Origin of the sequence: Luteibacter yeojuensis (assembly GCF_000964085.1) — a bacterium.
GTDB lineage: Bacteria > Pseudomonadota > Gammaproteobacteria > Xanthomonadales > Rhodanobacteraceae > Luteibacter > Luteibacter yeojuensis_A.
In genome coordinates this window covers 1-21267 of the sequence record NZ_JZRB01000061.1, presented here as the reverse complement: position 1 = coordinate 21267, position 21267 = coordinate 1, and the positions used below count along the sequence as shown (strand labels likewise).

The 21267-nt window shown below is 67.4% G+C and carries 18 protein-coding genes; 16 read left to right on the top strand and 2 right to left on the bottom strand.

Features of this window, described 5'->3' with window-relative positions; genetic code table 11:
• Window positions 1-88: 88 nt before the first annotated feature.
• The 4 genes from VI08_RS19235 to glpK all read left to right on the top strand — a co-directional run bounded on the left by VI08_RS19235 (window position 89) and on the right by glpK (window position 5000).
• Window positions 89-862, top strand: a complete 774-nt coding sequence (locus VI08_RS19235; protein WP_232309600.1) for a DeoR family transcriptional regulator — start codon at window positions 89-91, stop codon at window positions 860-862.
• A gap of 271 nt (window positions 863-1133) precedes the next feature.
• Entirely contained in the window at window positions 1134-2627 is a 1494-nt protein-coding gene (gene glpD, locus VI08_RS19230; protein WP_045831257.1) for a glycerol-3-phosphate dehydrogenase, read from the top strand.
• A 10-nt stretch (window positions 2628-2637) separates the two neighbouring features.
• A complete protein-coding gene (locus VI08_RS19225) occupies window positions 2638-3489 on the top strand; it encodes an MIP/aquaporin family protein (protein WP_045831256.1) in 852 nt (283 codons plus the stop codon).
• Window positions 3490-3497: 8 nt separating this feature from the next.
• Complete coding sequence (gene glpK / locus VI08_RS19220) at window positions 3498-5000, top strand: glycerol kinase GlpK (RefSeq protein WP_045831255.1); 1503 nt, start codon at window positions 3498-3500, stop codon at window positions 4998-5000.
• Between the two features lie 118 nt (window positions 5001-5118).
• Here glpK and VI08_RS19215 read toward each other — a convergent pair whose 3' ends face one another.
• Entirely contained in the window at window positions 5119-6054 is a 936-nt protein-coding gene (locus tag VI08_RS19215) for a carbohydrate kinase family protein (protein ID WP_045831254.1), read from the bottom strand.
• A gap of 341 nt (window positions 6055-6395) precedes the next feature.
• Here VI08_RS19215 and VI08_RS19210 point away from each other — a divergent pair, with 341 nt between their 5' ends.
• The 12 genes from VI08_RS19210 to VI08_RS19155 all read left to right on the top strand — a co-directional run bounded on the left by VI08_RS19210 (window position 6396) and on the right by VI08_RS19155 (window position 20359).
• Complete coding sequence (locus tag VI08_RS19210) at window positions 6396-7442, top strand: rod shape-determining protein (protein ID WP_045831253.1); 1047 nt, start codon at window positions 6396-6398, stop codon at window positions 7440-7442.
• A gap of 38 nt (window positions 7443-7480) precedes the next feature.
• Window positions 7481-8494 carry a rod shape-determining protein MreC gene (gene mreC / locus VI08_RS19205; protein WP_045831252.1) on the top strand — a complete coding sequence of 338 codons (1014 nt, stop codon included), beginning with the start codon at window positions 7481-7483 and terminating at the stop codon, window positions 8492-8494.
• Window positions 8491-8982, top strand: a complete 492-nt coding sequence (gene mreD, locus VI08_RS19200) for a rod shape-determining protein MreD (protein ID WP_045831251.1) — start codon at window positions 8491-8493, stop codon at window positions 8980-8982. Before mreC ends, mreD begins: the two co-directional genes overlap by 4 nt.
• On the top strand, window positions 8979-10994 hold the full coding sequence (mrdA, locus tag VI08_RS19195) for a penicillin-binding protein 2 (RefSeq protein WP_045831250.1): 2016 nt from the start codon (window positions 8979-8981) through the stop codon (window positions 10992-10994). The genes mreD and mrdA overlap by 4 nt, the downstream gene beginning before the upstream one ends.
• A gap of 3 nt (window positions 10995-10997) precedes the next feature.
• Window positions 10998-12113 (top strand): rod shape-determining protein RodA, encoded by a 1116-nt coding sequence (gene rodA / locus VI08_RS19190; RefSeq protein WP_045831249.1) that lies wholly within the window; start codon window positions 10998-11000, stop codon window positions 12111-12113.
• 128 nt (window positions 12114-12241) lie between these two features.
• Entirely contained in the window at window positions 12242-13210 is a 969-nt protein-coding gene (gene mltB, locus VI08_RS19185) for a lytic murein transglycosylase B (RefSeq protein WP_052698072.1), read from the top strand.
• Window positions 13211-13359: 149 nt separating this feature from the next.
• Window positions 13360-14598: a septal ring lytic transglycosylase RlpA family protein gene (locus VI08_RS22310; RefSeq protein WP_232309599.1), complete on the top strand. Its 1239-nt coding sequence runs from the start codon at window positions 13360-13362 to the stop codon at window positions 14596-14598.
• Window positions 14599-14639: 41 nt separating this feature from the next.
• Window positions 14640-15863, top strand: coding sequence for a D-alanyl-D-alanine carboxypeptidase family protein (locus VI08_RS19175; RefSeq protein ID WP_045831247.1), 1224 nt, complete (start codon window positions 14640-14642; stop codon window positions 15861-15863).
• 13 nt (window positions 15864-15876) lie between these two features.
• Window positions 15877-16167: a YbeD family protein gene (locus VI08_RS19170; protein ID WP_045831246.1), complete on the top strand. Its 291-nt coding sequence runs from the start codon at window positions 15877-15879 to the stop codon at window positions 16165-16167.
• Between the two features lie 154 nt (window positions 16168-16321).
• Window positions 16322-16990, top strand: a complete 669-nt coding sequence (lipB, locus tag VI08_RS19165) for a lipoyl(octanoyl) transferase LipB (RefSeq protein WP_045831245.1) — start codon at window positions 16322-16324, stop codon at window positions 16988-16990.
• 12 nt (window positions 16991-17002) lie between these two features.
• Window positions 17003-18001 carry a lipoyl synthase gene (lipA, locus tag VI08_RS19160; RefSeq protein WP_045831244.1) on the top strand — a complete coding sequence of 333 codons (999 nt, stop codon included), beginning with the start codon at window positions 17003-17005 and terminating at the stop codon, window positions 17999-18001.
• Window positions 18002-18031: 30 nt separating this feature from the next.
• The gene (locus VI08_RS19155) at window positions 18032-20359 is read left to right on the top strand and encodes a carboxy terminal-processing peptidase (RefSeq protein WP_045831243.1); all 2328 of its coding nucleotides are present in this window, start codon (window positions 18032-18034) and stop codon (window positions 20357-20359) included.
• A gap of 237 nt (window positions 20360-20596) precedes the next feature.
• Here the strand turns inward: VI08_RS19155 and VI08_RS19150 are convergent, their stop codons facing one another.
• Window positions 20597-21139 (bottom strand): REP-associated tyrosine transposase, encoded by a 543-nt coding sequence (locus VI08_RS19150; RefSeq protein ID WP_428992167.1) that lies wholly within the window; start codon window positions 21137-21139, stop codon window positions 20597-20599.
• Window positions 21140-21267: the final 128 nt, after the last annotated feature.

Below are 21267 nucleotides of genomic sequence, written 5' to 3'. Positions count from 1 at the left end.
GGTCACCGCCAGGGGCCTTATACCCGGAAACCCGGTCTCGAGAGAGACCGGGTTTTCTTTTGCCCGTGATTTACCCAAACTCATGGCCATGAACACCGATCCACGCCTCAACCGTCGCCAGGAAGAGCTCGTCGCCATCGTCCAGCGCGAGGGCTTCGTCGCCGTCGATGAGTTGGCCACGCACTTCGACGTGGCGCCGCAGACCATCCGCCGCGACCTCAACCTGCTCTCCGACGCCAACCTCATCCGCCGCTACCACGGCGGCGTCAGCGCGCCTTCCAGCGTCGAAAACGTGGCCTACGCCGCACGCCAGACCCTGCAGGCCGCGGAGAAGGATCGCATCGCGCACGCGATCGCGCGGCAGATCCCCGACGGCTCGTCGCTGTTCATCAATCTGGGCACCACGAACGAAGGCGTGGGCCGGGCGCTGCTCGAGCACCGCGACCTGCGCATCATCACCAACAACCTCAATATCGCCATCCTGCTCAGCGACATCCCCTCGTTCGAGGTCATCGTCGCCGGCGGGGTGGTGCGCGGCCGCGACCACGGCGTGACGGGCGAAGCCACCATCGAGCTCATCCGCCAGTTCAAGGTGGACTACGGCATCATCGGCATCTCGGGCATCGAGCTCGACGGCACGCTGCTCGACTTCGACTTCCACGAAGTGCGCGTGGCCCAGGCCATCGTCGACCACTCCCGCCAGGTGTTCCTCGGCGCCGACCACACCAAGATCGGCCGCAACGCCATGGTCCGCCTCGGCGACTTCAGCCAGGTCGACGCCTGGTTCACCGACAAGGCCCCACCCGACGAGCTCGCCCCCGTCCTGGCCGCCGCCGGCACCGAAGTCCACATCGCCGGCTGACCTACGCCCCCCGTGTAGGAGCCCACTCCCGTGGGCGACATCTCCTCGCGAGGCCCCTCAGAAGCATCGCTCACAGGGTGAGCTCCTACATCAGGGGTTAGGGGGCATCTGCGCTGCACTGCAGCGTGCGATGTTCGTTTGTGTTCGAATATGCTCATTTGACGCAGGCGCCGGATGGTGGCTGGTGTGAAATGTTCGTAAATGAACGTACCCGCGCGTATCGGGTGCCACGCCAACGCCGTTCGCCGCCCCTAGCCCAGTGGAGCGTGTGATGGTCGAGCAGGTCGATGTCCTGGTGGTCGGTGGTGGCGTGAATGGCGTGGGCATTGCCCGCGATGCCGCGGGGCGTGGTCTTTCGGTGTGGCTGTGCGAACGGGACGATCTGGCGGCGCATACCTCCAGCGCATCGACCAAGCTGATCCATGGCGGCCTGCGCTACCTCGAGCAATACGAGTTCGCCCTCGTGGGCAAGGCGCTCGCCGAGCGCGAGGTGCTGCTGCGCGCGGCGCCGCACATCATCTGGCCGCTGCGCTTCGTGCTGCCGCACCAGCCGCACCTGCGCCCCGCATGGATGATCCGCGTGGGCCTGTTCCTCTACGACCACCTTGGCCGCGGCCGCCGCACCCTGCCGGGGTCGCGGCGCGTGCGTTTCACCAAGCACGTCACCGGCGAGCCGCTGCGCGATGAATTCCACGAAGGCTTCGTGTACTCCGATGCGTGGGTGCAGGATGCCCGCCTCGTGGTGCTCAATGCCATGGACGCGGCCCGCCGCGGCGCGCGCATCGAAACGCACACCCGCTGCGTCAGCGCACGCCGCGATGGCAACGGCTGGACAGCCGAACTCGAGGCGCGCGACGGCAGCCGCCACTTCGTGAAGGCCCGTGCGCTGGTCAACGCCGCCGGCCCCTGGGCCGCCAGCTTCCTCGACGACGTGGCCCACGTGAAGCACGACCACTCGCTGCGCCTCATCAAGGGCAGCCACATCGTGGTGCCGAAGCTGTACGACCACCGCTACGCCTACATTTTCCAGCAGCCCGATCGCCGCATCGTCTTCGCCATCCCCTACGAGCGCGACTTCACCCTCATCGGCACCACCGATATCGAATACAAGGACGACCCCTCGCACCCGGTCATCTCCAGCGAGGAAACGTCATACCTCTGCGACGCGGCCAACCGCTACTTTAAGAAACAACTCACGCCTGCCGACGTGGTGTGGAGCTACAGCGGCGTGCGCCCGCTCCTGCAGGATGAGTCCGGCAGCGCATCGGAAGTGACCCGCGACTACCTCCTCGACATCGACGAGAACGGTGCACCGCTCCTCAACGTGTTTGGTGGCAAGCTCACCACCTTCCGCAAACTGTCCGAGGAAGCCGTGGATCGCCTGGCCCCGCTCATCGGCAACGACAAGCCCGCCTGGACCGCCGACGCGCCCCCGCTCCCGGGTGGCGGCGAGCGCGACATGGACGAGCTGGTGAACGACCTCCGCTCCACCCGCCCGTGGCTCACCGAACGCCATGCGTGGCGCCTGGCCCACAGCTACGGCACCCGCGCGCGCGACCTGCTGGGCGAGGCCTCCGGCCTCGACGCGCTGGGCGAACACTTCGGCGCCGACCTGTACCAGGCCGAAGTGGATTACCTCGTCCGCCATGAGTGGGTGACCGAAGCAGAGGACGTGTTATGGCGCCGGAGCAAGCTGGGCCTGCGCATCGATTCCGAGGGCGCCAGGCGCTTAGGCGATTACCTGGCCAAACCCAAGTACCCGTAACCATGAACCGATGGAGAGAAAGGTCATGAGGCAACAGATCGGCGAATTGATATCCGAAGCGGTGGCGATGTTCATCATCATCGCGTTCGGTGATTCCGTGGCGTGCATGTATGTCCTGTACGACCCCAGCCCGTACCAGAACGCCTACTGGGGCGTGTGTATCGCATGGGGCCTTGCCGTCACCATCGCCATCTACGCCACGGGCTCGGTGTCGGGCACCCACGCCAACCCGGCCGTGACCCTGGCGCTGGCCACCTTCCGCGATTTTCCCTGGAAGAAGGTGGTGCCGTACTGGGTGGCCCAGGTGATCGGCGCGTTCCTCGGCGCGGCCATCGTCTACGCGCTGTTCGGGCCGGTCATCGACCACTTCAACGAAACGCACCAGCTCACCCGCGAGGCGGGCGGCGCGGCCGGCGTGTTCTTCACCCACCCGGGCGAGGCCATCACGCCCATGCACGCGCTGAGCGACCAGGTCATCCTCACCGCGTTCCTGCTCTTCGGCATCTTCGCCATCACCGAGCAATACAACGAGATGGCCCCGGGCGCGAACTCCGGCGCGCTCATCATCGGCCTGCTCGTGGCCACCATCGGTGCGTCCATGGGCTACCTCGAGGCATGGGCCATCAACCCGGCGCGTGATTTCGGCCCGCGCCTGTTCGCGTACTTCGCCGGCTGGGACAAGAGCGCCTTGCCTGGCCCCGACAACTACTGGTGGGTGCCCATCGTCGGCCCGCTCATCGGCGGCGTCATCGGTGGCGGTGCCTACCAGCTGCTCATCCACCCGTTCCTCCCGGCCCGCCAGCGTGCGCTCGAAGAAGCGCGCAAGGCCGCCGGCAACCCCTCCCAACCCACCCTTAAGTGAGGCCCGCCATGGACAAGAAATACATCCTGGCGATCGACCAGGGCACGACCAGCTCGCGCACCATCCTGTTCGATCACGATGGCAACATCGCCGGCACGGCGCAGCGCGAGTTCAGCCAGATCTTCCCGCAGCCGGGCTGGGTGGAACACAACCCGCGCGAGATCATGACCAGCGTGCTCTCCACCATGACCGAGGTGATCAGCAGCAGCGGCATCGACGCCGCCTGCATCGAAGGCATCGGCATCACCAACCAGCGCGAAACGGCCGTGGTGTGGGACAAGGCCACCGGCCAGCCCATCTACAACGCCATCGTGTGGCAGTCGCGGCAAACCGCCGATATCTGCGAGGAGCTGAAGGAAGCCGGCCACGACCAGATGGTCCGCGACAAGACCGGCCTGCTCATCGACGCCTACTTCGCCGGCACCAAGGTGCGCTGGATCCTCGACCACGTCGAAGGCGCGCAGGAGCGGGCGGAGAAGGGCGAGCTGCTGTTCGGCACCATCGATACCTGGCTCATCTGGAACCTCACCGGCGGCAAGGTGCATGTCACCGACTACACCAACGCCTCGCGCACGCTCATGTACAACATCTACGAGCGCAAGTGGGACGACGAGCTGCTGAAGATGCTCAACGTGCCCGCGTCGATGCTGCCCGAGGTCAAGTCCAGCAGCGAGGTGTATGGCAATACGCAGGCCAAGCATTTCTTCGGCCGCGAGGTGCCCATCGCCGGCATCGCGGGCGACCAGCAGGCGGCGCTGTTCGGCCAGGCCTGCTTCGAGCCCGGCCTGGCCAAGAACACCTATGGCACGGGCTGCTTCATGCTCATGAACACCGGCGAGAAAGCCGTGCCGTCGAAGAACGGCCTGCTCACCACCATCGCGTGGGGCCTCGATGGCAAGGTGGAATACGCGCTCGAAGGCAGCATCTTCGTGGCCGGCTCCGTTATCCAGTGGCTGCGCGACGGCCTGCGCATGCTGGGCAAGGCGTCGGATTCGCAGCAGTACGCCGAACGCGCCAAGGACAACGATGGCGTCTACTTCGTGCCCGCCTTCGTCGGCCTGGGCGCACCGTACTGGAAAAGCGATGTGCGCGGCGCCGTGTTCGGCCTCAGCCGTGGCACCACGAAAGAACAGTTCATCCGCGCCGCACTGGAATCGATGGCCTACCAGACCCGCGACGTGCTCGAGGCCATGCAGACCGATTCGGGCATCAGCCTGAAGGAACTACGCGCGGACGGCGGCGCCATCGCCAACGATTTCATGGCGCAGTTCCAGGCCGATATCCTCGACGTGACGCTACTGCGCCCCAAGGTGCAGGAAACCACGGCGCAAGGTGCCGCCTACCTCGCCGGCCTGGCCGTGGGCTTCTGGAAGAGCAAGGAAGACATCGCCAAGCGCTGGGCGGTCGACCGCGAGTTCAAGCCCGCGATGACGAAAGAAGTGCGCGACGACCTGTACGACGGCTGGAAGCAGGCGGTGAACGCCACGATGGGCTTCAAGCCCCGCAACTAACGAGAGTTACAAACAACTGTGGGAGCGCGCTTGCGCGCGATGCTCTTGATGAAGAACATCGCGCGCAAGCGCGCTCCCACATGTTTTTTTTGCACACCTGTTTTGAAGGTGTTTTTGATCAGGCCAGCGCGTAGCCGAACTGCTCGTTGAACTCGCTGGCGAACTGCTCGTACGTGAAGTACTGGTTCTGCGTGCCGGGGTGTTCCACCTTCAGCGCGCCCATGAGCGAGGCCATGCGGCCGACGGTGGGCCAGTCGTAGCCCTTCATGATGCCGAAGATGAGGCCGGCGCGATACGCATCGCCGCAGCCGGTGGGGTCGACCACCTGGCGCTCGCGCGCCGGCGGGATGGTGATGCTTTCGCCATCGGCGTGGATGACCGAGCCGCGCGGGCCCACGGTGACGATGTAGGCCTTGACCTTCGACGCGATGGTGGCCGCATCCCAGCCGGTGCGCTGCTGCAGCAGCTGCGACTCGTAGTCGTTGACGATGACGTACGTGGCCTTCTCGATCATGGCGCGGAACTCGTCGCCATTGAACAGCGGCATGGCCTGGCCCGGGTCGAAGATGAAGGGCACGCCACGCGCGGCGAATTCCTCGACATGCTGCAGCATGGCCTCGCGGCCATCGGGCGCGACGATGCCGAACTGGTAGTCGGGGATATCACGTACGTGGTTGTCGTGCGCGTTCGACATGGCACCCGGGTGGAACGCCGTGATCTGGTTGTTATCCAGGTCGGTGGTGATGAAGCACTGCGGCGTGAACATGTCGTCGTACTGGCGCACGCCATCGAGGCGGATGCCGTGCTTCTCCATGTGCGCGCGGTACGGCGCGAAATCCTGGCCGACGGTGGCCACGGGCATCGGCTCGCCGCCGAGCAGCTTGAGGTTGTACGCGATGTTGCCGGCGCACCCACCGAACTCGCGGCGCATGGCCGGGACCAGGAACGACACGTTCAGGATATGCACCTGATCGGGAATGATGTGGTTCTTGAACTGGTCCTGGAACACCATGATGGTGTCGTAGGCAAGCGATCCGCAGATAACGGCAGTCATGATTCAACCCTGAAAGAAAACGTTGTAGGAGCGCACTCTGTGCGCGACGCCGTTCGCGACGGCGCAACAGGCCCCGTGGCTCTTCCGCGAACGGCGTCGCCCACGGGGTGGGCTCCTACGAAAGCGGTCCGCGAAGGGTTCCGGCAAACCGGCGGATGGTACCCAAAATCGCCCGCTTCCGCGACCTCCGCATTTGCGTACAGAATTACGGAGCCGGTACAGATTTGCACCGCATCATTCAGACTTACAAGGCTTTCTTAACTTCTCGACCCTTGCGCCACAGGGGGGCGCAACTTAGACTTCCGAGCTTACTTTTTCCCGTATTGGGCGCCCGCCGCATCATGTTTAAGAAGTTCCGCGGACTTTTCTCGAACGACATCTCCATCGATCTCGGCACGGCCAACACGCTCATTTATGTGCGTGGCCAGGGCATCGTCCTGAACGAACCGTCGGTGGTCGCCATCCGCCAGGATCGCGGCCCGGGTGGCCCGCGCGCCGTCGCGGCCGTCGGTGGCGATGCCAAGCGCATGCTGGGCCGTACCCCGGGCAACATCGCCACGGTGCGCCCGATGAAGGACGGCGTCATCGCCGACTTCACCATGACCGAGGCGATGCTCCAGCACTTCATCAAGCAGGTGCACCGCTCGCGCATGCTGCGCCCCAGCCCGCGCGTGCTGGTCTGCGTGCCCTGCGGCTCCACCCAGGTGGAGCGCCGCGCCATCAAGGAATCGGCCGAGGGCGCCGGCGCCCGCGACGTCTTCCTCATCGAGGAACCGATGGCCGCCGCCATCGGCGCCGGCATCCCGGTGCACGAGGCCCGTGGCTCCATGGTGCTCGACATCGGCGGCGGCACCTCCGAGGTGGCCGTCATCTCGCTGAACGGCATCGTCTACTCGCAGTCGGTGCGCGTGGGCGGCGACCGCTTCGACGAGGCCATCATCAACTACGTGCGCCGCAACCACGGCACCCTCATCGGTGAAAGCACCGCCGAGCGCATCAAGCTCGAGATCGGCTGCGCCTTCCCGCAGAGCGAAGTCCGCGAGATCGAAATCTCGGGCCGCAACCTGGCCGAGGGCGTGCCGCGCATGTTCACCATCAACTCCAACGAGGTGCTCGAAGCCCTCCACGAGCCGCTCTCGGGCATCGTGGCGGCGGTGAAGGCCGCGCTGGAGCAGACCCCGCCGGAGCTCTGCTCCGACGTGGCCGAGCGCGGCATCGTGCTCACCGGCGGTGGCGCGCTGCTGCGCGACCTGGATCGCCTCATCTCCGAGGAAACCGGCCTGCACGTGGCCGTGGCCGACGACCCGCTCACCTGCGTGGCGCGTGGCGGCGGCAAGGCCCTGGAGATGATCGACCAGCACGGCAGCGATTTCTTCGCGTTCGAATGATGGGCGCGCGCGCCGCCTCGGCCTGGGCGCGCTAATCCATGGCCCTCAATCGCGACGATAAGTCGCCGCTGTTCTCGCCCGGCGTGGCGGGCACGCTGCGGCTTATCGTGTACCTGGCGCTCGCCTGCGTGCTCATGGTCCTCGACCACCGGGGCGGCTGGCTCGCGAACGTGCGTTACGGCCTCTCCATCGTCGTCGAGCCCATCTACCGCATCGCGGGCCTGCCGTCGCAGGGTTTCCAGGCCGCCACGGTGGCCTTCGCCGACCGCCAGCGCCTCACCGAGGCCAACCAGCGCCTGCGCGAAGACCTGCTGCTGGCCAACGCCAAGCTCAACCGCATGGCCTCGGTGGCCGAGCAGAACCAGCGCCTGAAGGAGCTGCTCGATACCCAGCACAGCCTCTCGCTCAACGTGCAGCTGGCCCGCCTTATCGGCGTGGACCTCGGCGCGTTCCGCCACCGCATCGTGCTCAACGTGGGCGCGCGCGACCAGGTAAAGCCGGGGCAGGTGGTCATCGACGCCCGCGGCGTCATGGGCCAGATCATCGACGTGATGCCCACCACCTCGGTGGCCATGCTCATCACCGACCCGAACCACGCCATCCCCGTCACCATCGAGCGCACGGGCCTGCGCACCGTGGCTTATGGCTCGCGCGGCGGCGACATGCTCACGCTGCCGAACATCCCGGTCTCCGCCGACGTGCAGGTGGGCGACAAGCTCGTCACCTCCGGCCTTGGCGGCCGTTTCCCGCCGGGTTTCCCCGTTGGCGAGGTGCGCGAGGTGGGCCAGACGGCCTCGGGCACCTTCCTGTCGGCCAATGCCCGGCCGGCGGCGGACCTCGACCGCAGCGAGGACGTGCTGCTCCTGCACGACCTCGCCGAGCCGGCCGGCCCGCCCGACGTGGCCCCGAACGCCGGCCCGCCGGCCGACCTGGCCCCCGACCCGAACGCACCGCCGGCCAACGCCGGGCCCAACCCGACGCTGCCCCGCGTCACGGCGCCCACCGCCAGCGGCGCGCCCGCGCGGCCTTCCAGCACGGGGACGGTGCCATGAACAAGACCCGCGTACGCCAGCTGTGGTTCGCCACCACGCTGCTGCTCTCGCTCGTGCTGATGCTGGTGCCGCTGCCCGGCCCGCTCACGCCGTACAAGCCCTACTGGCCCGCGCTGGTGCTGCTCTACTGGTGCCTGCAATCGGGCGACCGCGTGAACCTCGGCCTGGCGTTCTGCCTGGGCCTGGGCGCCGACCTGTTCGACGGCATGCTGCTGGGCGAGCAGGCGCTGCGCCTTACCGCCATGGTGTTCATCGCGCTGCGCTTCCGCTCGCGCCTGCGCTTCTTCCCCATGTGGCAGCAAACCCTGGCGGTGCTCGGCTTCCTGCTCAACGACCGCGTGCTGCTGTTGCTGGTGCGCGTGCTGGGTGGTGATCCACTGCCACCGGCGGATTTCTGGATCTCGCCGTTCGTGGGCGCGGCCTTGTGGCCGTTCCTGTTCCTCATCCTCGACGACCTGCGCGCCCGCCTGCGGATCCACGAGGCATGAGCCGCCGGCGCGCCTCCATCAAGGAAGTGCGCGGCGAGGTGGCGCTGTTCCGCCGCCGCGCGCTGGCCGGGTTCGGGCTGATCCTGCTCGGGCTGGCCGCCGTGTGCGTGCGCTACGTGTACCTGCAGGTGTACCACCACGACGAGTTCGCGGCCCGCTCGGAACAGAACCGCATCAAGCCGCGCGCGATACCACCGGCGCGCGGCCTCATCTACGACCGCAACGGCGTGCTGCTGGCCGACAACGTGCCGGCCTTCCGCCTGGAAGTGACGCCCGAGCAGGTGGGTGACATGGACAAGATGCTCACCGACCTGGGCGCCGTCGTGCCGCTCAGCGACGACGACATCAGCGTGTTCAAGAAGCAGGTGAAGCAGAGCCGCCGCTTCGAAGGCGTGCCGCTGAAGCTCAAGCTCACCGAGGACGAGATCGGCCGCTTCGCCGTGAACCGCTGGCGTTTCCCCGGCGTGGACGTGGTGCCTTACCTCACCCGGCGTTACCCCATGGGGCCGGAGTTCGCGCATGTCATCGGCTATGTGAGCCGTATCGACGCCGACGACCTCGATCGCATGGATGACGAGGAAGAGGCCAGCTACAAGGGCACCACGCACATTGGCCGCATCGGCATCGAGCGCTCGTACGAGAAGCTGCTGCACGGCGCGCCCGGCTACGAGCTGGTGGAAGTGAACGCCGACGGGCGCACCCAGGCCGTGCTCGACACCACGCCGCCGACGCCCGGCAAGAACATCTACCTGGCCATCGACGTGCGCCTGCAGAAAGCGGCGCTGGAAGGCCTGGCGGGCCGCCCGGGCGCGGCCATCGCCATCGACCCGCGCAATGGCCAGGTGCTGGCCTTCGCCAGCTACCCCACGTACGACCCCAACCTGTTCGTCAACGGCATCAGCTCGGCCGATTACAAGGCGCTCACCACCGACCCGGACAAGCCGCTGTACAACCGCGCGCTGCGCGGCGTGTACCCGCCGGGCTCCACGGTGAAGCCGCTGCTGGCCCTTGGCGGCCTGTCGCTCGGCCTGCGCCGCCCGACGGATACGGTGTTCTCGAACGGCCAGTTCTGCATCCCCGGCCAGAGCCGCTGCTACCGCGACGACGACCGCGGCGGCAACGGCACGGTCAACATGATGCAGGCCATCGAGCACTCGACGAACACCTATTTCTACAAGCTGGCGCTGGACATGGGCATCGACCGGCTCTCGGGCTGGATGTCGAAGTTCAGCTTTGGCCAGAAGACCGGCATCGACCTGGTGGGCGAAGTGGAGGGCGTGCTGCCCTCGCACGAGTGGAAGGCCAAGCGTTCGAAGGCGGGCTGGTTCCCGGGCGAGACCATCATCGCCGGCATCGGCCAGGGCTACTGGGCCGTGACCCCGATCCAGCTGGCGCACGCCATCGCCACGTTCGCCGGGCACGGCATCCCTTATGCGCCGCACCTGCTGCTCGATACCCAGGATGGCGTGGATAGCCCGCGCGTGCCCCAGGCGTTCCCGCCGGAAGGCCCCTCGCTGGTGCGCCGCGACAGCGACTGGCAGGCGGTGAACCAAGGCATGATCGACGTGATCAACTCGGGCAAGGGCACCGGCAAGAAGGTGGGCATCGGCTTCCCCTTCGTCATGGCCGGCAAGAGCGGCACGGCGGAGCGCTTCTCGCGCAGGACCGATGCCTACGACAACAACAAGAACAACGCCTACCTGGCCGCCCGCCACCGCGCGTGGTTCATGGCCTATACGCCGGCGGAAGATCCGAAGATCGCCGTCGCCGTGCTGCTCGAGGCCGGTGCGTGGGGCGCGCAGGATTCCGGCCCCATCGTGCGCAAGATCCTCGACCAGTGGGTGGTGGACGAAGGCGGCCCGCGGCCGGAAGCCTTGCCCCCGGGCCCCATCGCCACCTCCGATGCGCCGATCGAAAGCGCGCCCGCGAGCGACAGCAGCGGGCAGGGCACGCAGCCCGCGCCGGCCACGAGCAGCGAGCTACCCCCCGACGACAGCGGGGAGGATCAGTAACCCATGCTTGAGCAATTCACCGTCCGCATGAAGCGCTTCGGGCTGCGCCTGCTGACGCGCCCGCGCCTCGACCTGCCGCTGCTGCTGGCGCTGTTCCTGCTGGCCTGCGCCGGCCTTGCCACGCTGTACAGCGCGGGCGGCGGCAACTATTCGCTGGTGGGCGGGCAGGCCGCGCGCTTCGTGCTGGGCGGCGTGCTGCTGCTCATCATCTCGCGCATCCCGCCGCCCGTGCTGCGCTCGTGGACCCCCTGGCTGTACGCCGCCAGCACCGCGCTGCTGGTGGTGGTGGCCGCGCTGGGCGAGGGCAGGGGTGCGTACCGCTGGCTCGACCTGGGCGTGATGCGCTTCCAGCCATCGGAACTGCTGAAGCTCACCATGCCCATGATGGTGGCGTGGTACCTGCACCCGCGGCAGCTGCCGCCGAGCTGGAAGGACATCATCGTGGTCGGCCTGCTTATCGCCGTGCCGGCCGGCCTCATCGCGGAGCAGCCCGACCTGGGCACCGCGCTGCTGGTGGCGGGCGCGGGGGCGTTCGCGCTGTTCCTCTCGGGCATGGCCTGGTGGCGCATCGGCCTGCTGGTGGGCGGCGTGGGCGCGGCCATCCCCGTGGCGTGGCAGTTCCTGCACGAATACCAGCGCAACCGCGTGCGCACGCTGCTCGACCCCGAATCCGATCCGCTGGGCAACGGCTGGCACATTATCCAGTCGAAGATCGCGGTGGGCTCCGGCGGCGTGTTCGGCAAGGGCTGGCAGCACGGCACGCAATCGCGCCTGGATTTCCTGCCCGAACACACCACCGACTTCATTTTCGCGGTGTTTTCCGAGGAGTTCGGCCTGGTGGGCGTCATCGCCATCATGCTGCTGTATGCCTTCATCATCGGCCGCTGCCTGTGGATCGCGATGAACGCGCGCGATACCTACTCGCGCCTCCTGGCCGGGGCCATCGGCATGAGCTTCTTCGTCTACGTGGCCGTCAACGGCGGCATGGTCGCCGGCATCCTGCCGGTGGTGGGCGTGCCGATGCCGCTGGTGAGTTATGGCGGTACTTCCGCTGTCTCGCTGCTCACGGGCTTCGGTGTGCTGATGTCGATCCACGCCAATCGCAAATTGCACGATTGATGGCTGAACACGGGCCCCGGGGCGCCCCGGAAGCGCCACTTCCGCGTGTTACGCTTCGGCGCATGGAAGACGCTTTGAACGCGCGCCGCGCGCGCACCACCCGCCTCGTTCCGCGCCTGCTGGGCGCGATGGTTTCGCTCCCCCTCGTTTTCGCCAGCGCCGCGCAGGCCGCCGAGACCCACCCGGGCCAGGCCGCCCTGGTGCGCGAGGTGGCGAAAGACACCGGCAAAAGCCCGGCGGCGCTCAACAAGGTGCTCGACGGCGCGAAGATGCAGCAGAGCATCATCGACGCCATGAACCGCCCGGCCGAAGGCAAGCCGTGGAGCGCCTACCGGCCCATCTTCCTCACCGAGGACCGCATCGCCGCGGGCGCGGAGTTCTACCGCACGCACCGGGCGCTGCTGGACGGCATCAGCCGCAAGTACGGCGTGCCCGCCGAATACATCGTGGCCATCGTCGGCGTCGAGACGTTTTACGGCCGCAACACCGGCAAGTACAAGGTGCTCGATGCGCTCGCCACGCTGGCGTTCTACTACCCCAAGCGCGCGCCGTTCTTCCGCGAACAGCTGAAGGTGCTGCTCGAGCTGCCGCCGGCCCACCTGGGCGGCCCGCTCGATACGCTCACCGGCTCGTACGCCGGCGCGCAGGGCTGGGGCCAGTTCATGCCCAGCTCCATCCGCGACTGGGGCGTCGACTACGACGGCGACCACCGCATCGACATGAAGGGCTCGATGGGCGACATCTTCGCCAGCGTGGCCAACTACTTCAAGGAACACGGTTGGGAAACCGGCGGCCCCGTCGCCGCCCGCGCCCAACCCGATCGCCGGGCGAAGGCGCCGGCCGTGCCGAAGGACTGGCGCCCCGTCGCGCCGGTGGAAGCCTTCGTCGCCGACGGCTTCGCGCCCGTGCAGCACCTCGACCCGGGCCGCGACGCGCAGCTCGTGCGCCTCGACGGGCCGGCGGGTGACGAATACTGGTTCACCTTCCAGAACTTCTACGTCATCACCACCTACAACCGCAGCCCCATGTACGCCCTGGCCGTGCACCAGCTGGCGCAGGAGATCCGCGCCCGCGTCAAAGGGCCCAACGCGCGATGATCTCCGACACCGTGGGGGCGGTGAGTGGTAGGAGCCCACTCCGTGGGCGACAGCTTTTCGCGGTGACGCAACAGGGTCTGCGGCGTGGTCACGAGAAGCGTCGCGCACGGGGTGCGCTCCTACGGTGGCTCGCGATCGTCCTTTGCGTTGTGCTGCTTGCGGCTTGCGGCGGCGGGCACAACACGCGGCCGTCGTCGTCGGGCAAGCGCGGCGGCGGCAGTTCCAGCCGGTTCAACGACGACATCAGCAAATCGCAGGGCTCGCGTTACCGCAGCAACAGCGACAGCGTGCCCACCGCCATCCCCGATGTCAGCAAGATCCCCGAGCCGGTGCCGAAGGCGGAGCCGCGCTCGCTCTACGGCAACAAATCGCCGTATTCCGTGCTGGGCCAGACCTACAACGTGCTGCCCAGCCCCAAGGGCTACGTCGAGCGCGGCATCGCCTCGTTCTATGGCAACAAGTTCCACGGGTACAAGACCTCGAACCTCGAGGAATACGACATGTACCAGTTCAGCGCGGCGCACAAGACGCTGCCGCTGCCGAGCTACGCGCGTGTCACCAACCTGCAGAACGGCAAGAGCGTCATCGTCCGCATCAACGATCGCGGCCCGTTCCACGAAAACCGCATCATCGATCTGTCGTTCGCCGCAGCGGTGAAGATCGGCGTGTGGCCCAGCGGCACCGGCCTGGTCGAGGTGCGCGCCATCGACCCGAACGACCCCGCCGCCGCCAGCGCCGCCCCGCCGCCCTACGTGCAGGCCGCGCCCAGGCCGGCCCCGGTGACGGCCCCGCCGCCGCCCTCGCGCCCGGCCGGCACCCCGCCGCCGCCCGCCGGCCGCACCGTGACCACCCCGGCCGCCGTCGCCGCGGGCGCCGCCCTGGCGGCCGCCCCACGCCCGGCCCCGAACAGCACCACGGCCACCCCGGTGGCGGTGGGCAACCCGGAAGACGCCGGCCCCGTGGCGGGCATGACGGACGCCCGGGTCGCCGACGCCCTACCGCCGGCCGCGGGTTCCCCGGTAGCCTCGCGGCCGCCTTCCGCGGACATCGCCGCCCCGGTCGGCACCTCGATACCGACCAAGCCGGCCCAGGCCGCCCAGGCCGCACCGCCGGCCGCGACGCCCGCCGCCAGCCCGGCCAGCGTGCCCGGCAAACCCAGCATTTACCTCCAGGTGGGCGCGTTTTCCGACGTGGCCAACGCCAACCGCGTGGCCGATCAGTTGAACCGCGCCGGCCTCGGCCCTGTCAGTGTCATCGAGACCACCCTGGGCGGCCGCAGCGTGCGCCGTGTCCGCGTGGGGCCGCTCGCCGATGTCGATACCGCCGACAAAGTGACCGACCAGATCGCCGGCATGGGCCTGCCCAGGCCCTCGGTCGCGGTAGACTGAGCCCCTTTTTTCCTGCTTGTTTAGACTGGACTGCTGAAACGATGAAGCTCTTGCCCCGTTCCCTGTTCGCTTTCGCCGCCGCCGCGCTCGTCGCTGGCGTCACCGTGGCGCAGCAGACGCCGCCGCGCCCCGCGGTGCCGCGCCCCGTGGTGCCCGAGGCCCCCGTGCCGCCGCCGCCGGACGTGGAAGGCAAGAGCTGGGTGCTGATGGACTACAACACCGGGCAGATCCTGGCCTCGAAGGAGCCGGATATGCAGGTGGAGCCGGCCTCCATCACCAAGGTGATGACCGATTACGTGGTCTCCGCCGAGGTGGCCAACGGCAAGATCCACATGACCGACCCGGTCACCATCAGCGAGAACGCATGGCGTGGCGGCGGTGCCAGCACCGATGGCTCCACCAGCTTCCTCAAGCTCAACAGCCAGGTGCCGCTGAAGGACCTGCTCTACGGCATGATCATCCAGTCGGGCAACGACGCCGCCATCGCGCTGGCCGAGCACACCGCGGGCTCCGAGCCGGCGTTCGCCAACCTGATGAACGCCTACGCCAAGCAGATCGGCATGGTGCACTCGAACTTCGAGAACGCCTCGGGCTACCCCGTCGCCAACCACTACACGACGGCCCACGACATCGCGATCCTGTCGCGCGCGCTCATCCACGATTTCCCCGAGGACTACGCCATTTCGGCCGTCAAGGAGTTCGAGTGGAACGGCATCAAGCAGCACAACCGCAACCTGCTGCTGTGGCGCGATAACACGGTCGACGGCATCAAGACCGGCCACACCGCCGCCGCCGGCTACTGCCTGGCCGCCTCGGCCAAGCAGGGCGATGCCCGCATGATCGCCATCGTCATGGGCGCCGGCAGCGAGAAGGGCCGCGCCGACGCCGCGCTGGCGCTCATGAACTACGGCTTCCGCTTCTACGAAAGCCACAAGCTGTACGACGCCAACAAGCCGCTCGCCACGCCCAAGCTGTGGAAGGGCGCCGAGAACACCCTGCCGCTGGGCGTCACCGAGAACGTCACCATCTCGGTCAAGCGCGGCGACTACGACAAGCTGAAGGCCAACCTCGATATCCCCAGCACCCTCATCGCCCCGTTCAAGAAGGGCCAGCAGGTGGGCACGCTGCACGTGGTGCTCGACGGCCAGCCGGTCACCGACGTGCCCCTCGTGGCCCTCAACGATGCGCCCGAAGGCGGCTTCTTCTCGCGCCTGTGGGACACCATCATGCTGTGGTTCCATAGCGACGACAGCGGCAAGAAGTAAGGAGCGGCGCGCGATGAAAGAGATCGATTTCAGCCAGGCCCAGGCCGAGGGCAAGGGGTTCAACTTCCCCGGCCAGTTCGAAATCACCGCCATCGGCAACGCGGGCGTGGACCTCAAGGCCCGCGTGCCGGCGATCCTGCACGGCATCGGCCTGGAAGTGCTCCACGAGACCGTCACCTCCAAGCTCACCCCCGCAGGGAATTACGAGTCGGTCACCGTGAGCTTCATCGCGCCCAGCCGGGAGAAGTACATGGAGGCGCACGATACGCTCAGGGCCGACGCGGATATCCGCTTTACGCTGTAGGAGCGCACCCTGTGCGCGACATCTTCTCGCGACCACGCCACAGGCCCTGTGGCCACCCCGCGAAAGGCGTCGCCCACAGGGGTGGGCTCCTACCTTGTGCGGCAGGCCCCCGGCCCTCAAATCAGCCCCATCCCCCTACGTCCCCACCGCCCCCATGCCCCTCCCCCTCAACGTCCGCCGCCTGGGCCGCGTGCCCTACGAAACCGCCTGGAAGGCCATGAGCGCCTTCACCGACAACCGCACCGACGACACCGTCGACGAGCTGTGGCTACTGGAGCACGACCCGGTATTCACGCTGGGGCAGGCGGGGCTGGACGAACACGTGCTGTTCGCCGGCGATATCCCGGTGGTGCGGGTCGATCGTGGCGGCCAGGTGACCTACCACGGCCCGGGCCAGATCGTGGCCTACCCCCTCATGGACCTGCGCCGCGTCGGGGTGGGTGTGCGCGAGATGGTCTGCAAGATCGAGCAGGCCATCATCGATACCCTGGGCGAGTGGAACATCGGCGCCGCGCGCCGCGAGGGCGCCCCGGGCGTCTACACCGCCGACGCCAAGGTGGCCGCGCTGGGCCTGAGGGTGCGCCGTGGCTGCAGCTTCCACGGGCTGGCCTTCAACGTCGACATGGACCTGGAACCCTTCCACCGCATCAATCCTTGCGGCTACAAGGGCTTGGAGGTCACCCAGGTGGTAGACTTGGGGGGTCCGTCGAGGTTGGCAGACGTGGAAGACGTCCTGGTACAGGAATTCTGCAAGCAGTTCGGTTTCCACGCCGTCCCCGCCGCCCCCGTCATCCCCGAACTCCCCGCCCGCATTGCGGTCTGAGGTCGTAGCCGTATGAGCCAAACCGCCACCACGCCCACCCGCAGCATCCCCATCGCCGTCGTCGACAAGCCCGGCGAGAAGATGCTCGGCAACGACAAGATCGCGCTCAACCGCGCGGCTTTCGACACCGACGTGCCCGTGCTGCGCAAGCCCAGCTGGATCCGCGTGCGCCTGCCCCAGGGCAACGCCGTGCAGCAGCTGAAGGCCCGCCTGCGCGAAAACTCGCTGGTCACCGTGTGCGAGGAAGCCTCGTGCCCGAACATCCACGAGTGCTTCAGCAAGGGCACCGCCACCTTCATGATCCTCGGCGAGGTCTGCACCCGCCGCTGCTCGTTCTGCGACGTGGCGCATGGCCGCCCGCTGGCGCCCGATCCGCTCGAGCCCGCGCGCCTGGCCGAGACCATCCGCGACATGCGCCTGAAGTACGTGGTCATCACCTCGGTCGACCGCGACGACCTGCGCGACGGCGGCGCCGAGCACTTCGCCGCCTGCATCCGCGCGGTGCGCCACGCCAGCCCCAACATCCGCATCGAGATCCTCACGCCCGATTTCCGCGGCAAGGGCCGCATGGAGCGCGCGCTCGAGGTCCTCAAGGATTTCCCGCCGGACGTGTTCAACCACAACCTCGAGACCGTGCCGCACCTCTACCGCGAGGTGCGCCCCGGTGCCGATTACCAGTGGTCGCTCGACCTGCTCAAGCGCTTCAAGGCCCAGCACCCCGACGTGCCCACCAAGTCCGGCATCATGCTGGGCCTGGGCGAGACGATGGAGCAGGTGCTCGAAACCATGCGCGATCTACGCGCCCATGACGTCGACATGATCACCATCGGCCAGTACCTGCAGCCCACGGCGCACCACCACCCGGTGGTCCGCTACTGGACGCCGGACGAATACGAGGCGCTCCGCGTCGCCGGCGAAGAGATGGGTTTCTCCCATGTCGCTTCCGGCCCGTTGGTGCGATCCTCCTACCATGCCGACCTGATGGCCCACGCCGCCGGCGTCGTCGAATAAACGCAAGAAGCACCCCGAGGCTTTGATTACATGACCCTTCGCCCCGTGTCGCTCGCCCTCCTGCTGGCCCTTGCCGCCGGTGGGGCGCATGCCGCCCAGAATGCCGCCGCCCAGCAGCAACCGGGGGCGACACCGCCAGCGAAGGCCGCCACGCCGCAGCCGAAGGATGCCTCCGAGGCCGCCACCTCGCCCGAGCCGCAGAAGAAGGAATCCACCCTTCCGCTCAAGCCCAGCAATGCCGAGACGCAGGCCGCGCAGCTGTCCGCGCGCTTCCTCACGCGTTTCCATTACCAGGCCCAGCCGCTCGACGACGCCATGTCGGCCAAGATCTACAAGGCCTACTTCGATTCGCTCGATAGCGAAAAAGTGTTCTTCACCCAGGAGGACATGGCGAAGTTCGAGCCGATGAAGACGCAGTTCGACGACGCCATCTGGAACCAGGACCTCAGCGGCCCGTTCTCGGTGTTCAACCTCTACATCACGCGCGCGGTCGACCGCATGAACTACGCGCGCGGCCTGCTCAAGAAGGGCTTCGACTTCAGCGGCAACGAAAGCTTCAACTTCGACCGCAAGAAGGCCCCCCTCCCGAAGAACCAGGCCGAGCTCGACGACGTGTGGCGCAAGCGCACCATGAACGACTGGCTGCGCCTCAAGCTCGCGGGCAAGAGCGACGACGATATCCGCAAGACGCTCGACAAGCGCTACGCCACCTACATCACCCGCGTGCGCCAGCTCGACGACGAGGACGCCACCCAGGCGTTCATGACCGCCTACGCCAACTCCACCGACCCGCACACCGATTACCTCGGCCCACGCGCGGCCGATGCCTTCGACATCGCCATGCGCCTCTCGCTCGAGGGCATCGGTGCCGTGCTGCAAGCGCGTGACGACTACACCACCATCCGCGAGCTGGTGCCGGGCGGCCCCGCCGCCAAGTCGGGCAAGGTGAAGCCGGGCGACCGCATCATCGCCATCGGCCAGGGCGAGACCGGCCCCATGGTCGACGTGGTGGGCTGGCGCCAGGATGACGTGGTCAAGCTTATCCGCGGCAAGAAGGACACCACGGTGCGCATCGAGGTGCTCCCGGCCGATGCCGGCGTCGATGGCAAGCACGACATCGTCACCCTCGTGCGCAAGAAGGTCACGATGGAGGAGCAGGCCGCCAAGTCGAAGGTCATCGACGTGAAGGACGGCGATGTCACGCGCAAGATCGGCGTCATCGAGCTGCCCACGTTCTACCAGGATTTCGGCGCGCGCCGTAACGGCGACGCCAACTTCAAGAGTGCCACCCGCGACGTCGCCAAGATCCTCACCGACCTGAAGGCGCAGAAGGTCGAGGGCGTCATCATGGACCTGCGCAACAACGGCGGCGGTTCGTTGAACGAGGCCACCGAGCTCACCGGCCTGTTCATCGATACCGGCCCGGTGGTGCAGGTGCGCGATGCGCGTGGCCAGGTCGAAGCCCAGGGCGACGACCAGCCGGGCATGTCGTGGGATGGCCCCATGGCCGTCATGGTCAACCGTGGCTCGGCCTCGGCATCGGAGATCTTCGCCGCCGCCATCCAGGATTACGGCCGCGGCATCATCATCGGCGAGCCCACCTTCGGCAAGGGCACCGTGCAGAACCTGGTCGACCTCGACCGCTTCGGCAAGGCCACAACGGGTGAGGACGCCAAGTACGGCGAACTCAAGATGACCATCGCCGAGTTCATCCGCATCAACGGCGACAGCACGCAGCTGCATGGCGTCACGCCCGATGTCCGCTTCCCGGAAAACGGCGACGCCAAGGAATTCGGCGAAAGCACCTACGACAACGCGTTGCCGTGGCGCCACATCGACCCGGCCGATTACAAGCCGGTCGCTGATCTGAAGCCTATCGTCGGCCCGCTCAACCAGAAGCACGAAGCGCGCGTGGCCACCTCGCCGGCGTGGAAGCTGATGCTCGACGAACTGGCCCAGTACAAGAAGCTGCGCGACAAGACCGATATCTCGCTCAACTTCGCCGCCCGCCAGGCCGAGCGCAAGCAGTTCGACGCCACGCAGGCCGATTTCCGCAACCGCCGCAAGGCCATCTTCGGTGGCGACGGCAGCGCGACGGATACCGACGACCAGGATTCGGGTGACGACGGCCTCAACGCGAACGAGCGCAGCATCAAGAGCGACCTGAAGCAGGAAGCCGCCGCCAAGAAGGCGAAGGACACGCCGCTCGACGAAGCCGCGCACATCGTCAGCGACGAGGTGGCCCTCATCAAGGCCGACCCAAAGGTCGCCTCCGAGGTGCTGCCCTACGGCGGCAAGAAAGCCGACGCACCGCAAACGGCGCAGGCCACCAAGCCACAGGCGTCAACGCCGAAATAAAGGAGCGGCCCCGGAAGGGGCCGTTTTTTTGTACTTCACGCGTGGGCGGGAATGCGGCGTTCCTGCAATCGGTTCATCCGCTAACGCGGATGCGTGGTTCCAGCGGCTTGCGCCGCCTTAGGCTGGCCGGGTCTCGGCAGTCGGGGGCGGGCAGGCCCTTGGGGCCGCCAGTCGCGGACCTTCGGACCGGGCCGTAGTGCCGCTGTCGCGACAACCTACCGCGTGGCGGCCCTCCGCTCATGTCGGCCCCAAGGGCCTGCCCGCCCCCGAGTCGATGCGCCTGGTGTCGTGGGGCACAAGCCGGTGCTGAGTGGTGCCACGCTCGTTCAGCCATACCGCGTTCCAGTAGGGGTAGAGGCCGACGTGCGAGACGAGACCGGCGCGCACGGCGTTGGCCACGACGAGCCGTGCCACCGCCCGGGCGTCGGCATCCCTCGCCAGAACCCGATCCTGGAACGCGCGCTGCCAAAGGGGGAATGTGCGCCCTTGTGCACGTAGGGCGCGGGTCATTCGCGATCGTACGCGTGCGAGGACTTTCGACAGCTCGACACCATCCAGCCGGATCAATACATGGAGATGATCGGGCATCAGGATCCACGCAAGGCATTGCGCACCTCTCCACGTCTTATGCGAATGGATGATGCGGGAGGCCGCGCGCGCGGCACGATAGTCACCGAAGATCGGCGCGCGATTCCAGGTCATGAAGGTCACCAGATGGATCGGCCCAGCCCCGGGCACCCGCTTACTCCATGATGGAATTTGGCCGCATTCGCACGTCATGCGAAAAAGCATGGCGAATGCCGTGCGCTAAACCCATCGGTGCCGCGCGCGTCGATCCGTAAGGTAACGCCTCGGGGCACGCGCTTTTGCCCCACGAAACGAGACGCGTGGACTCGGTGGCGGGTGGG

What these genes read in the sequence shown, in the direction of transcription:
- VI08_RS19235 (WP_232309600.1), top strand. Translation starts at nt 89, where the DNA reads ATGAACACCGATCCACGCCTCAACCGTCGCCAGGAAGAGCTCGTCGCC.
- glpD (WP_045831257.1), top strand. Translation starts at nt 1,134, where the DNA reads ATGGTCGAGCAGGTCGATGTCCTGGTGGTCGGTGGTGGCGTGAATGGC.
- VI08_RS19225 (WP_045831256.1), top strand. Translation starts at nt 2,638, where the DNA reads ATGGAGAGAAAGGTCATGAGGCAACAGATCGGCGAATTGATATCCGAA.
- glpK (WP_045831255.1), top strand. Translation starts at nt 3,498, where the DNA reads ATGGACAAGAAATACATCCTGGCGATCGACCAGGGCACGACCAGCTCG.
- VI08_RS19215 (WP_045831254.1), bottom strand. Translation starts at nt 6,054, where the DNA reads ATGACTGCCGTTATCTGCGGATCGCTTGCCTACGACACCATCATGGTG.
- VI08_RS19210 (WP_045831253.1), top strand. Translation starts at nt 6,396, where the DNA reads ATGTTTAAGAAGTTCCGCGGACTTTTCTCGAACGACATCTCCATCGAT.
- mreC (WP_045831252.1), top strand. Translation starts at nt 7,481, where the DNA reads ATGGCCCTCAATCGCGACGATAAGTCGCCGCTGTTCTCGCCCGGCGTG.
- mreD (WP_045831251.1), top strand. Translation starts at nt 8,491, where the DNA reads ATGAACAAGACCCGCGTACGCCAGCTGTGGTTCGCCACCACGCTGCTG.
- mrdA (WP_045831250.1), top strand. Translation starts at nt 8,979, where the DNA reads ATGAGCCGCCGGCGCGCCTCCATCAAGGAAGTGCGCGGCGAGGTGGCG.
- rodA (WP_045831249.1), top strand. Translation starts at nt 10,998, where the DNA reads ATGCTTGAGCAATTCACCGTCCGCATGAAGCGCTTCGGGCTGCGCCTG.
- mltB (WP_052698072.1), top strand. Translation starts at nt 12,242, where the DNA reads ATGGTTTCGCTCCCCCTCGTTTTCGCCAGCGCCGCGCAGGCCGCCGAG.
- VI08_RS19175 (WP_045831247.1), top strand. Translation starts at nt 14,640, where the DNA reads ATGAAGCTCTTGCCCCGTTCCCTGTTCGCTTTCGCCGCCGCCGCGCTC.
- VI08_RS19170 (WP_045831246.1), top strand. Translation starts at nt 15,877, where the DNA reads ATGAAAGAGATCGATTTCAGCCAGGCCCAGGCCGAGGGCAAGGGGTTC.
- lipB (WP_045831245.1), top strand. Translation starts at nt 16,322, where the DNA reads ATGCCCCTCCCCCTCAACGTCCGCCGCCTGGGCCGCGTGCCCTACGAA.
- lipA (WP_045831244.1), top strand. Translation starts at nt 17,003, where the DNA reads ATGAGCCAAACCGCCACCACGCCCACCCGCAGCATCCCCATCGCCGTC.
- VI08_RS19155 (WP_045831243.1), top strand. Translation starts at nt 18,032, where the DNA reads ATGACCCTTCGCCCCGTGTCGCTCGCCCTCCTGCTGGCCCTTGCCGCC.
- VI08_RS19150 (WP_428992167.1), bottom strand. Translation starts at nt 21,139, where the DNA reads ATGACGTGCGAATGCGGCCAAATTCCATCATGGAGTAAGCGGGTGCCC.